This window comes from Acidovorax sp. NO-1 (assembly GCF_000238595.1).
GTDB lineage: Bacteria > Pseudomonadota > Gammaproteobacteria > Burkholderiales > Burkholderiaceae_C > Acidovorax.
Genome location: NZ_AGTS01000077.1, coordinates 33,845 through 46,657, shown reverse-complemented (window position 1 = coordinate 46,657; position 12,813 = coordinate 33,845). Strand labels below are relative to the sequence as shown.

The following is a 12,813-nucleotide window of genomic DNA, read 5'->3' as shown; positions in this document are numbered from 1 at the left end:
TGAACTCCTTTGTGCTTGCGTGGAAGGGATAACTTTAGATCGGGATCAAAAACCTGTTATTCAACAGGCTCACTGACACATTGCAGTGGGTGGCCCGCCTTGAGGGCGGCGTCAAGCACTTGTTCCACCTTGGTGGCAGCCACATCACGGGAATAAACGCCGCAGACGCCTTTGCCATCGAGGTGGATTTTCAACATGATCTGGGTGGCTTGTTCTCGGTCCTTGCTGAAAAACTCCTGCAAAACCACGATGACGAACTCCATGGGGGTGTAGTCATCGTTCAGCATGACCACCTGGTACATCTGGGGCGGCTGGGTCTTTTGCGTGCGCCTTTCGAGCACGACCGACCCGCCGTCATCCCGCGCAGGCCGTGTAACCGGCGGCGCGGTGGGGGGTGAAGGTGGTTTTGTTGCCATGAAAATCATTCTAGCGATCCGCGGGGGGCGCTGCCGTGAGAGAAATCTGACGTTGATCCGGTTTTTTTCAAGCTACCGGCTTCACGATATTTCACCGAGCGATTGCCGAGTGCCCGGACTACTCGTACACCACGGTGGCCGATCCGCTGCCTGCCTGGGCCGTCCAGGCGGCCAATGCAGCGTCCGTGGGATAAAACCGGGCGCTTTCGCCCAGCTGTAGTTCTGCCACAGCTGTGGCGTCCTCGGCGATGCAGCGCACACCCATGCGCACGCGCAGCCCGTGGAACAATTCACCCTCGGCAAGCTCCTCGCGGCGTGGAGGGAACTCCTTGACCAGGCGGTGCACGTCTGGCCCCTTGTCGCCCACCAGAACGTGCAGGTATTTTCCGAACCGGCAACGCGCACCCGCCAGGTCCCACACCTGCTGCACCTTCACGCGCAGGCCCCCACTGAAATGGTCGAGCTGCAAGCGTCCCATCATCACGACGAATTCGTCTTCCTTGAGCTGGTTGCGGTAGGTATTGAGCAGCGCTTCGTCCGCAGACGCCTCAATGACGCCCGATTTGTCATCCAGCCGAAACAGGCCCAGTTTGCCGCGCTGACCATTGATCACGCGGAAGTCGCTGACGATGCCCGCGAGCACCTGCGGTTCGCGGCTGTCGAGCAGTTCATCGATGGAGGTGCGCACAAACCGGCGCACTTCGGTGGCCACTTCATCGAACAGATGCCCTGAAAGATAGAACCCAACAGCGGTTTTTTCCTGCGTCAACCGCTCCTTGATACCCCAGGGCACGGCGTCCACCAGATCCGGCTCTTGCGTGCTGGAGCCATGGGCGTCGTCGCCCATCATGTCGAAAAGCCCCCCCTGGTTCACATTGGCCAGGGTGGCCGCCGAAAAGTCAAAGGCCCGGTCGATGGATGCCACCAAGGCCGCGCGATTCATGTGGATAGAGTCGAAGGCACCTGCCTTGATCAGGGCCTCCACCGTGCGCTTGTTCATGCGGGCCTTGTCCACCCGCAGGCAAAAATCGAAAAGACTCTTGAAAGGGCCTTTGGTTGACCCATGCGGTCCGTCTCCGCGCCCCTCGCGCGCTGCCACGATGGCTTCAATGGCCTGCTGGCCAGTTCCTTTCACCGCGCCCAGGCCGTATCGGATGATCCTGTCGGTGACAGGCTCAAAGCGGTAGAAGCCCCGATTGACATCGGGCGGCTCGAACGAGAGCCCCATTTTCTGCGCGTCCTCGAACAGCACCTTGAGCTTGTCGGTGTCGTCCATTTCCACGGTCATGTTGGCGCAGAAGAATTCGGCGGTGTAGTGCACCTTGAGCCAGCCCGTGTGGTAAGCGAGCAAGGAGTAAGCGGCAGCGTGCGACTTGTTGAAGCCGTAGCCGGCGAACTTCTCCATCAGGTCGAACACCTCATCAGCTTTCTCCTGGCTGATGCCCTTTTCGGCTGCGCCCTTTCGGAAAATGGCACGGTGCTCGGCCATTTCCTCGGCCTTTTTCTTGCCCATGGCGCGGCGCAGCATGTCGGCGCCACCCAGGCTGTAGCCCCCCAGCACCTGGGCGGTCTGCATCACCTGCTCCTGGTACACCATGATCCCGTAGGTCTCTGCCAGCACCTTCTCCACCAGCGGGTGCGGGTACTCCACCACTTCCTTGCCGTGTTTGCGATTCACGAAGCTGGGAATCAGGTCCATGGGCCCGGGGCGGTAGAGGGCGTTGAGTGCAATCAGGTCTTCGAGCCGGCTGGGTCGCGCCTCTTTAAGCATGCCTTGCATACCCCGGCTTTCAAACTGGAACACGGCTTCCGTTTTTCCCTCAGAGAACAGCCGATAGGTGGGCCCATCGTCCAGTGGGACTGCGTCGTACGCAAAGTTTTCCTGCCCCTTGTGGCGCTTCATGATGAACTGGCGCGCAATCTCCAGGATGGTGAGCGTGGCCAAACCCAGAAAGTCGAATTTGACAAGGCCGATGGCTTCCACATCGTCCTTGTCGAACTGGCTCACTGCCGATTCGCTGCCCGGCTGCTGGTAAAGCGGGCAGAAATCCGTGAGCTTGCCAGGCGCAATCAACACTCCGCCTGCGTGCATGCCGATGTTGCGGGTCATGCCTTCGAGTTTTTGCGCCATCTCAATGATGGTCTTGACGTCTTCTTCCTTCTGCACGCGTTCGTACAGCAGCGGCTCAAGCTCCAGCGCGTAGTTGTTCTTGTCGCCGTCTTTTTTGACCTCGGGCGGATAGGCCAGCGTGTACGACATGCCGGGCTTGCCCGGCACCAGCTTGGAGATGCCGTCGCAGAACATGTAGCTCATGTCCATCACCCGGCCCACGTCGCGGATGGCGGCCTTGGCAGCCATGGTTCCGAAGGTGGCAATCTGGCTCACGGCATTCTTGCCGTACTTTTCCTTCACATAGTCGATCACCCGATCCCGATTGGACTGGCAAAAGTCAATATCGAAGTCCGGCATGGACACCCGCTCGGGGTTCAAAAACCGCTCGAACAGCAGGTTGTATTGCAGGGGGTCGAGGTCGGTGATCTTGAGCGCATACGCCACCAGCGAGCCCGCACCCGACCCCCGTCCAGGCCCCACGGGGCAACCGTTGTTCTTGGCCCACTGGATGAAATCGCCCACGATGAGGAAGTAGCCCGGAAACCCCATCTTGAGGATGGTGCCGATCTCGAACTCCAGCCGCTCTACGTACCGAGGACGGTGCTGGTTGCGGTCGGACTCCTTGGGGAAGAGAAGTTTCAGACGCTCCTCGAGCCCCTCGAACGAGGCAAACCGGAAAAACTCGTCGATCGGCATGCCGTTGGGGGTGGGGAAGTCCGGCAGCTGGGGCTTGCCCAGTACCAGCGTGAGGTTGCAACGCTGTGCGATTTCGACCGTGTTCGCAACGGCAGAAGGAATGTCAGCAAACAAGGCCTGCATTTCGGCGGACGACTTGAAATACTGGTCGCGCGTGAACTTGCGCACGCGGCGCGGGTTGGCCAGAATCTCTCCCTCCGCAATACAGACGCGCGCCTCGTGCGCCTCGTAGTCATCGGCCGTGGCGAACTGCACCGGGTGGGTTGCCACCACCGGCAAGCTCAGGCGGGCGGCCAGTTGCGCCGCGGCCACCACATGGCTTTCATCGTCCACGCGGCCAGCGCGCTGCAACTCGATGTAAAACCGGTGTGGAAACAGTCCTGCCAGGCGCAGGGCAAGCGCTGCGGCCCCCGGCTCGTCCCCTTTCAGGAGCGCCTGCCCCACAGGCCCGGCCTGTGCCCCAGCCAGTGCGATCAACCCTTCCGACAACTCCTCCAACCAGGCCCAGGTACAAAGCGCCAGGTTTTTGACGACATTGCGCGTCCACGCACGCGCGATCAGTTCCGACAGGTTCAGGTAACCTTGGCGATTCTGCACAAGAACGATCAGTCGTGAGGGGGCTGCGCCCGCCTCGCCTTCCAGAAAAATCTCGGCCCCCAGGATGGGCTTGACACCCTTGCTTCGCGCTTCCTTGTAGAACTTGATCGCGCCAAAAAGGTTGTTGAGATCGGTGATGGCCAGCGCAGGCTGGCCATCTTTGGCGGCCGCCTTGGCCACCTCATCGATTCGATTGGTACCGTCAACGACGGAAAACTCGGTGTGCAGGCGCAAGTGAACAAACATGGAGCCATTGTAGAAAGCCTGCCGCGCCGACCCGTCGAATGCTGTCGGCACTCCACCTCTTTACCGGCGCCGCCCCGCTACAATGCTCCGAAGTGCGTGCGATGCCGACTGCGTCCGCCTCTTTGAGGCCCGGATATCCTGCACCCCGTTTCTTCTTTTGCTGAAAGCTGCCTTCGATGCTGCGTGCCCCATTGCCCCTCGTTTCTGCCTTGCTGCTTGCCGGTCTGCTGGCAGGTTGCTCCAGCACAACCGAAGACAAAACGGCCACCTGGAGCCCCAACCGCATTCATTCAGAAGCCAAGGATGAGATGAACAGCGGCGCCTATGACAAGGCGGTCCCCCTGCTTGAAAAGCTCGAAGGGCGTGCTGCAGGTACGCCGTTGGCCCAGCAAGCCCAGATCGACAAGGCCTATGCGCATTACAAGGGCGGTGAAAAAGCCCAGGCGATTGCCACGCTGGACCGCTTCATGAAGCTGCATCCCGCCAGCCCCGCCCTTGATTACGCGCTCTACCTCAAGGGCCTCGTGAACTTCAACGACAACCTCGGTTTGTTCTCGTTCATATCCCGTCAGGATCTTTCCGAACGCGATCAGAAAGCTGCCAAGGATTCCTTCGAGGCTTTCAGTGAGCTGGTGACGCGTTTCCCCGAATCACGCTATGCGCAGGACGCTCGCCTGCGCATGACGTACATCGTGAATTCGCTGGCCCAGTATGAAGTGCATGTGGCCCGCTACTACTTTCAGCGGGGAGCGTACGTGGCTGCAATCGGCCGCGCGCAGGCAGCCGTGGCAGACTACCAGGGAGTGCCGGCGTTGGAAGAGGCCTTGTACATCCTCATTCAGTCATATGATGCGCTGGGCATGACCCAGCTTCGTGACGACGCCCGCCGTGTGATGGACACGTCGTATCCGCAAAGCGCCTATCTGCGCGACGGCTTCAAGGAAAAGTCTGATCCGTGGTGGAAGTTCTGGTGAGCGCCTGAACAGCGGCTTCGAATTCAGCTTCTGACTCCAGACGCCGCATCGGCGGCAGCGCGCCGAGTAGCCGCTTGCCATAGCCCATGGTCACCAGGCGGGTGTCTCCCACCACCAGCAGCCCACGATCGGTCTCACGCCGTATCAGTCTTCCCGCGCCCTGCTTGAGCGCCACCGCAGCTTCGGGCAAAGCGTACGACCTGAATGCTTTACCGCCATTTTTTTCGATGCGCTGCGTGCGAGCCTCCACGAGAGGATCTCCTGGTGGCGGAAAAGGCAGCTTGTCGATAACCACCAGCTGCAAGGCGTCGCCCGGCACGTCAAAACCCTCCCAGAACGTGGCCGAAGCCACCAGCACGCAGCCCCGTTGTCCGTGATCACCCCCTTCACGAAAGCGCTCCATCAGCGCGCGCTTGGGCCACTCTCCCTGCACCAGCACGTCCAGCACGCCCGTCGCAGAAAACTGCGCCTTCAGTGCATCGCCAATCGTGCGCAAGGCCTTCAGGCTGGTCGTCAGCACCAGCGTGCGGCCACCCAGCTGCGCTGCCCAATGGGCGACCCATCTCGCGAGCATTGCACTGTGCGCTGGATCAGACGGGGACGGCAGGTGCCCTGGCACATACAGCGCTGCTTGCAAAGCGTAATCAAACGGGCTCGGAACGCGCAGAATGCGCGCGTCCTGCAAGCCTGCGCGCTCGGTAAACCAGCTCAGCTTGTCATCGTCACCCAGGGTGGCCGAGGTAAAAATCCATGCCCTGCCGGGCCCGGGCGCGCTCTCCCCGGGCCAACCATCGTCATCTACCTGGTCTGCGGGACTCGCAAGAATCCGTGCCCGCATGGCCTCGGCGATGTCCAGCGGGGATTCTGTCAGCCGCAATTGCGCACCCAGCTCAGCCCATCGCACGGCATCCAGTTTTGCAGACCCCGCAAAATGGCTCAGACGCGCGAGCAACTCGGCCCCGCGTTCATACAGGCGCACAAAGTCGATGGCAGTTTCACTGGCAGCGTCGAGCGCCTCCTGCGCCTGTGCGCACGCCAGTGCCACGCCGCGCAGGGCCGCCTGCCAGGCGTCCGGCGCACACCCCTCGGGTGCTTCGCCCGTCCAGCGCAGCCTTGTATCGATGGCGCGGGTGCCTCCAGCCAGGCGCAGATCCCGGACCGATTGGTCCAGCCGGTGTGCCAGCCCCGTCCAGTCCGCGAAGCCCCGCGCATGCTGCAGCCCAGCCACCAGCAGGTCCTTGCCAAAATCGATCAGTTGACCCGTGGACAGTGAGAGCCCCAGAAACTGCACGCCGGTCTCGTTGATCTGGTGCGCTTCGTCAAACACCACGACACGCACGGTCGGCAAGAGCTCGGCCATACCCGACTCGCGGACCGCTACATCGGCAAAAAAGAGGTGGTGGTTGATGACAACAATGTCCGCAGCCAAGGCCTCCCGCCTTGCCAGATGGACATGGCATTCCCGAAACCGTGGGCACAGCGAACCGAGGCAGTTCTCACGCGTGGATGTGATCAACGGCACCACCGGCGACCGTTCATCCAGTCCCGTCAGCTCGGCGAGGTCTCCCGAGCGGGTGCCCTGCGACCAGCGTTCGACCCTGGCCAACACGCGTGCAACACCCGGCCCGCTGCCTGATACGTCGTGGCGAGCCTGCTCCATCCGGTACAGGCACAGATAGCTCGCACGGCCCTTCAGAAGCGCCATGCGCACGGGCAGACCGAGCGTCTGAGCCACCTGCGGCAGGTCACGTGAAAACAGCTGGTCTTGCAACGCCTTTGTGGCGGTAGACAAGAGCACCCGCTCACCGCTCAACAGGGCAGGAACGAGGTAGGCAAAGGTCTTGCCCACGCCGGTTCCCGCCTCCACCACCAGCGCCCCGCCCTTTTCCACGGTTTCGGCCACGGCCAGCGCCATTTGCGTCTGGCCCTGCCGGGGCTGAAAGTGCACGTCGGCGCGCGCCAGAACGCCGCCTGGGGCAAAGACCTCCTGAACCATTGCCGACAGGTCCATCACGCGCGCGCAGTGTGGCAGGCGCGCTGCACAGGAAGCTGCGAAAGAGTCGGGTTCGGCGGGTGGAGGTTCAAGGCAAGTGCTGCAGGATGGCAAAAATGCCACAGGCGGGCGGATAATACGCGTTTGGTTCCCTTTGCGCGAAGCTCTCCTGCACAAGCGCCCCCACAATCACCAGCATGACCAAAGCGTTTCGCCTCATCGCGTCCACCGGCATCCACAAGGGTGACCGGGAGTACCAGCAAGATCAGGTGACCTTGATCTCCCACGAACGGCACAACGGCTGCGTGCTGGGCGTCATTGCCGATGGCATGGGCGGACGCAGCGGCGGGCGCAAGGCGTCGGATCAGGTCATGATGACCGCACGCCAGCTCTTCGAGCGCTACTCGCCAGACACAGATGACCCGGTTGCCATGCTCAAGAGCATGGTGGAAGAGGCCCATATCGTGATCCGGCTCACCGCCATTTCGGCCGAGCAGGAACCCCACAGCACCATTGCGGCCTTCCTCATCAACCCGCGTGGCGACTGCCACTGGGTGCATGCCGGCGACTCGCGCATCTACCACTTTCAGGGTGCGCGCATGGTGTTCCGTACCAGCGATCACTCCTATGTTCAGGCGCTTGTGGACCGGGGAGAGCTGACGGAGGCAGAGGCCAACAACCACCCGCACTCCAACATCCTCGTGGGTTGCCTGGGCACTGAAAGCGATCCACCCATCACCACCCACATCATCCCGCAACTGCAACCTGGCGATGTGCTCATGGCGTGCAGCGATGGCGTCTGGCACTACTTTTCGCCCACCGAACTCGGCTCGGTGGTGGACTCCCTTTCCCCGCGGGAAGCCACCGAGTTCCTCATTGAAAAAGCCCGCTCGCGCGCACGCGGCGGTGGGGACAACCTCTCCCTGGTCATCGTGAAGATAGAGGCGCTGGTGGAAGAGAAAAAAGTCGCTCGCCTGGCACCGGTAGACGCCGCGAAGCCCTGATCAAGCTCGGGCCTCCCGCCGGGGCTCTGGTGCTCACTACCTCTTCAAGCGGATACGCCCTACGCTGTCCGGTTGATGCTCAAGGGCTGACGACGGCCGACCCCGCGGGCAGCGGCGCTGGCCGCTTGCGACCCTGCAAGGCAGCCTCTGCCTCTGACTGAGCCACGCGCTCACGGCGTTGCTGCGCTGCCTCAAGCCGCTGCGCATGGCGCACCCGCGCGCGGGCCGCGCGTTCAGATTCAGCTCTCTCCCGCGCAGCCTGCTCCCGGGATCGCTGCTGGAGCTTGCTGCGCTGGTGCTCAGCACGCTGCGCCGCCTGCGAATCACGCAGCCCCTTATCGGCCTTGGGCTCCGGCAACGCCCGGCGCAACACAGGCCCCTGGGTGCCCACACCTTGCGGCACTGCACGCTGCTTGTCTTCAATGCTCTTCAACCGTGCCGCAGCCTTTTCCTTGCGCTCTGCGTCGTTGAGTTCAATTTCCCGCACGCGCAGACGGGCCTCATCATCCCGCGCTTGTGCCCGCACACCCCGCAGGCAGTCTTCCACCATGAACCGCCGATAGCACACGGATTCATCGCGTTGACGCCGGGCGTTGAGAACCTCCCGCTCTTGGCGGACGCGGTCGTGTTCTGCCTCGCGCGCTGCCGTTAGGGGCGCGTGCTGCTGGCCGGCTACACCTTCAGACCCAAGCGAAGGCTGCGCGATGGCCGCCACAGCAAAGCCCCAACCGGCCACCAGCGCCAAAACTGGGCCAAACCACCGCGTGCCGCTCATGTCAGCCCCGTATCCACGGTGCGGCGCTCCAGGGCCAGAAACTCTTTGGACTGCATCTCGTTGAGCCGCGATACCGTGCGGGGAAACTCATGGGCCAGAGGGCCTTCGGTGTACAACTGCTCAGGCGGGACCGCAGCAGACAGAATGAGCTTGACGCGCCGGTCGTACAAGACGTCGATCAGCCAGGTAAACCGCCGCGCAGGCGATGCCATGCTGACCGGCATGTACGGCACATCCGACAGCAGCACCGTATGAAATTGCGTCGCGATTTCGAGGTAGTCGTTTTGCGAGCGCGGGCCGCCGCACAGCGTTCGGAAATCAAACCAGACAACCCCCCCCGCCTTGCGGCGGGCGCGGATCTCTCGGGCCTCGATGTGCAGCACCGGGTCCTCGTCATGCACTTCCGCCAGCTGGTCAAACGCCGTGTTCATCTCCGCATCGGCCTGCGGCCCCAGCGGGGTGTGGTACAGCTTCACCTGTTCCAGGGTGCGCCGGCGATAGTCCACTCCGTTGTCCACGTTCACCACCTCGAGCCGCTCATTCAACAGCGCGATGGCGGGAAGGATCCGGTCGCGGTGCAGACCGTCGGGGTACAGGTCATCAGGCTTGAAATTCGACGTGGTCACAAACCCCACGCCGTTGTGAAACAGTGCTGCCAGCAAGCGGTGCAGGATCATGGCATCGGTGATGTCCGCCACGTGGAACTCGTCAAAGCAGATGAGTTTGTAGCGCTTGGCGATGCGCGCACCCAGCACATCCAGCGGGTCCACCGTACCCTGCAGGCCGGCGAGTTCGCGGTGTACTTCGCGCATGAACTCGTGAAAGTGCAGACGGACCTTGCGCTTGAGGGGCACGGCATCAAAAAAGCATTCCATGAGGAAGCTCTTGCCCCGCCCCACCCCACCATACATGTACACGCCGCGCGGCACGTCAGGCCGGTTGATCAGCTTCTTGAGCGCATTGGACCGTCGCGCCTTGTAGGCCGCCCAGTCGTCAGCGCAGCGCTGCAGCGCATCGACCGCGCGCAGCTGCGCAGGATCACTTTGGTAGCCCTTGGCGGCCAGCTCAGCCAGGTAAGCCTGTTTGACAGTCACGAATTCGATACCCTGAAGCTATGAGTTTTATAGCTGCTAGCGCTTACCCCGTAAGCGCTAGAGCCTGATTTTATTCAAAAATCAGAAGTTCAGAGTGCGCTTGTCCACGGCCAGGGCCGCTTCCTTGGTGGCTTCCGAAAGGGAAGGATGCGCGTGGCAGATGCGCGCGATGTCTTCGCTGCTGGCCTTGAATTCCATCGCGACAACAGCCTCGGCAATCAGCTCGCTGGCCTGTGGGCCAACGATGTGCACGCCCAGGATTTCATCGGTCTCGGCATCGGCCAGCATCTTGACCATGCCGGTGGTATCGCCCAGCGCGCGTGCGCGGCCGTTGGCCAGGAACGGGAAGCTGCCGGCCTTGTATTTGACGCCATCGGCCTTGAGCTGCTGCTCCGTGCGGCCCACCCATGCGATTTCGGGGCTGGTGTAGATCACCCAGGGAATGGTGTTGAAGTTGACATGACCGTGCTGGCCGGCAATGCGCTCGGCCACGGCAACGCCCTCTTCCTCGGCCTTGTGCGCCAGCATCGGGCCACGCACCACGTCGCCCACCGCCCACACGCCGGGCAGGTTGGTCTTGCAGTCGGCATCGACCACGATCGCGCCGCGCTCGTCGAGCTGCAGGCCCACGGCTTCGGTGTTCAGACCGATGGTATTGGGCACGCGGCCAATGGAGACGATGAGCTTGTCCACCTCTAGCGACTGGGCTTCGCCCTTGGCGTTGGTGTAGGCAATGGAGACGCCCTTCTTGCCGGTCTTGATCTCGCCAACCTTCACGCCGAGTTCGATCTTGAGGCCCTGCTTATCGAAAGCCTTCTTGGCTTCCTTGGCGATCTGCTCATCCACCGCGCCCAGGAAGGTGGGCAGGCCTTCGAGGATGGTGACCTCGGCGCCCAGGCGGCGCCACACCGAGCCCATTTCCAGGCCGATCACACCCGAGCCGATCAGGCCGAGCTTCTTGGGCACCGCGCCCACGCGCAGCGCGCCGTCGTTGGACAGCACCAGTTCTTCGTCGAACGGCGTGCCGGGCAGCGCACGGGCGTTGGAGCCGGTGGCGATGATGATCTGTTTGCCGGTGAGCGACTCTTCTGCCGCGCCAGCCACCTTGATCTCGTAGCCCCCTTCGGCGGCCCTCACGAACGAACCGCGGCCGTGGAAGAAGCTGACCTTGTTCTTCTTGAACAGGTACAGGATGCCGTCGTTGTTCTGCTTCACGACGGTGTCCTTGCGGGCAATCATCTTGGCCACGTCCATCTTGACGCCGGTGGCGGTGATGCCGTGCTCGGCGAAGTGCTTGTTGGCATGCTCGAAATGCTCGGACGATTGCAGCAGCGCCTTGGACGGAATGCAACCCACGTTGGTGCAGGTGCCGCCGGGGGCCGGGCCGCCCTTGTCGTTTTTCCATTCATCGATACAGGCCACGTTCATGCCCAGCTGCGCTGCACGAATGGCAGCGATGTAGCCGCCGGGGCCGCCACCGATCACGACGACATCAAATTGTTTGCTCATGGGGAAATCTCACTCGATCAGTTGGAGAAAGACCCACCGACGGGCTCCAGCACAGGCCAGGCCACATGGGTGGGTCGATGCTTTCAGCGCTCGGCGCTCAAATATCGAACAGCAGGCGCGATGGGTCTTCCAGCGCGTCCTTCATGGCCACCAGGCCCAGCACGGCTTCGCGGCCGTCGATGATGCGGTGGTCGTAGGACATCGCCAGGTAGTTCATCGGGCGGACAACGATCTGGCCGTTTTCCACCACAGCGCGGTCCTTCGTGGCGTGCACGCCCAGGATGGCCGACTGGGGCGGGTTGATGATGGGGGTGGACATCATCGAGCCAAAGGTGCCACCGTTGGAAATCGAGAACGTGCCGCCGGTCATTTCTTCAATGCCCAGCTTGCCTTCTGCGGCCTTCTTGCCGAATTCAGCAATCTTCTTTTCGATGTCGGCAAAGCTCATCTGGTCTGCGTTGCGCAGGATGGGCACCACGAGGCCACGGGGCGAGCCCACGGCAATACCGATGTCGAAGTAGCCGTGGTAGACGATGTCGTTGCCATCCACCGAAGCATTCAGCACAGGGAACTTCTTCAAGGCGTGCACAGCAGCCTTCACAAAGAAGCTCATGAAGCCGATCTTCACGCCATGTTCCTTGGTGAAGGTGTCCTGGAACTTCTTGCGCATCTCCATCACCGGCGCCATGTTCACTTCGTTGAACGTGGTCAGGATGGCGTTGGTCGATTGCGACTGCAGCAGGCGCTCGGCCACGCGGGCGCGCAGGCGGCTCATGGGCACGCGCTGCTCGGGGCGGTCGCCCAGGTCTTCCTTCGCGGCAGGTGCCGACACCTGCGGCAGTGCCTTGGTGGGGACGCCGGTGGGGATCACGCTGGGGGCGACTGCGGCCTTGGCGCCACCGGCCACGGCAGCCAGCACATCGCCCTTGGTCACGCGGCCGTCCTTGCCGGTACCAGCCACCGCGGATGCTGACAGGTTGTTCTCCGCCAGAAGCTTCGCAGCGGCAGGCATGGCGACATCTCCCTTGGAGCCGCCAGCGGCGGCGGGGGCTGCCGTTGGGGCGGCTGCGGCGGGTGCCGGCGCAGATGCGGCAGGGGCAGGCGCGGCTGCACCGGCCTTGCCTTCGGTGTCAATCTTGGCGATGAGCTGCTCGGCCACCACGGTGGCGCCGTCGCCCTGGATGATCTCCGCCAGCACCCCTGCGGAGGGCGCGGGCACTTCGAGCACGACCTTGTCGGTTTCGATCTCGATGAGGATCTCGTCCACGGCCACGGCCTCGCCGGCCTTCTTTTTCCAGGTCAGCATGGTGGCTTCTGCCACGGATTCAGACAGCTGGGGGACTTTGACTTCTACGATAGCCATTTTGAATTCTTTCAGTAGGGTTCTGTTCTGTGT

Annotated in this window: 9 protein-coding genes; 2 read left to right on the top strand and 7 right to left on the bottom strand. The window is 62.4% G+C overall.

From position 1 onward, the window contains the following. Positions 1-56: 56 nt before the first annotated feature. Both clpS and dnaE read right to left on the bottom strand, forming a co-directional pair. Complete coding sequence (gene clpS / locus KYG_RS10175; protein WP_029414237.1) at positions 57-425, bottom strand: ATP-dependent Clp protease adapter ClpS; 369 nt, start codon at positions 423-425, stop codon at positions 57-59. 109 nt (positions 426-534) lie between these two features. Continuing rightward, positions 535-4,068 carry a DNA polymerase III subunit alpha gene (gene dnaE / locus KYG_RS10170; protein WP_008904803.1) on the bottom strand — a complete coding sequence of 1,178 codons (3,534 nt, stop codon included), beginning with the start codon at positions 4,066-4,068 and terminating at the stop codon, positions 535-537. Positions 4,069-4,244: 176 nt separating this feature from the next. Here dnaE and KYG_RS10165 point away from each other — a divergent pair, with 176 nt between their 5' ends. Continuing rightward, a complete protein-coding gene (locus KYG_RS10165) occupies positions 4,245-5,042 on the top strand; it encodes an outer membrane protein assembly factor BamD (protein ID WP_008904802.1) in 798 nt (265 codons plus the stop codon). On the opposite strand, the gene KYG_RS10160 is transcribed toward KYG_RS10165, so the two are convergent. Beyond that, entirely contained in the window at positions 5,005-7,053 is a 2,049-nt protein-coding gene (locus KYG_RS10160; protein WP_034694029.1) for an ATP-dependent DNA helicase, read from the bottom strand. The two genes, KYG_RS10165 and KYG_RS10160, sit on opposite strands and share 38 nt — an antisense overlap. 179 nt (positions 7,054-7,232) lie before the next feature. Here KYG_RS10160 and KYG_RS10155 point away from each other — a divergent pair, with 179 nt between their 5' ends. Further along, complete coding sequence (locus tag KYG_RS10155) at positions 7,233-8,039, top strand: PP2C family serine/threonine-protein phosphatase (RefSeq protein WP_008904799.1); 807 nt, start codon at positions 7,233-7,235, stop codon at positions 8,037-8,039. 79 nt (positions 8,040-8,118) lie between these two features. On the opposite strand, the gene KYG_RS10150 is transcribed toward KYG_RS10155, so the two are convergent. The 4 genes from KYG_RS10150 to odhB form a co-directional block, all read right to left on the bottom strand. Continuing rightward, the gene (locus tag KYG_RS10150; RefSeq protein ID WP_008904798.1) at positions 8,119-8,814 is read right to left on the bottom strand and encodes a hypothetical protein; all 696 of its coding nucleotides are present in this window, start codon (positions 8,812-8,814) and stop codon (positions 8,119-8,121) included. Further along, positions 8,811-9,908, bottom strand: coding sequence for a cell division protein ZapE (gene zapE / locus KYG_RS10145; protein ID WP_008904797.1), 1,098 nt, complete (start codon positions 9,906-9,908; stop codon positions 8,811-8,813). The genes KYG_RS10150 and zapE overlap by 4 nt, the downstream gene beginning before the upstream one ends. Before the next feature lie 81 nt (positions 9,909-9,989). Beyond that, on the bottom strand, positions 9,990-11,417 hold the full coding sequence (gene lpdA, locus KYG_RS10140; RefSeq protein WP_008904796.1) for a dihydrolipoyl dehydrogenase: 1,428 nt from the start codon (positions 11,415-11,417) through the stop codon (positions 9,990-9,992). Positions 11,418-11,514: 97 nt separating this feature from the next. Next, a complete protein-coding gene (gene odhB / locus KYG_RS10135; RefSeq protein WP_008904795.1) occupies positions 11,515-12,780 on the bottom strand; it encodes a 2-oxoglutarate dehydrogenase complex dihydrolipoyllysine-residue succinyltransferase in 1,266 nt (421 codons plus the stop codon). Between the last annotated feature and the right edge of the window lie 33 nt (positions 12,781-12,813).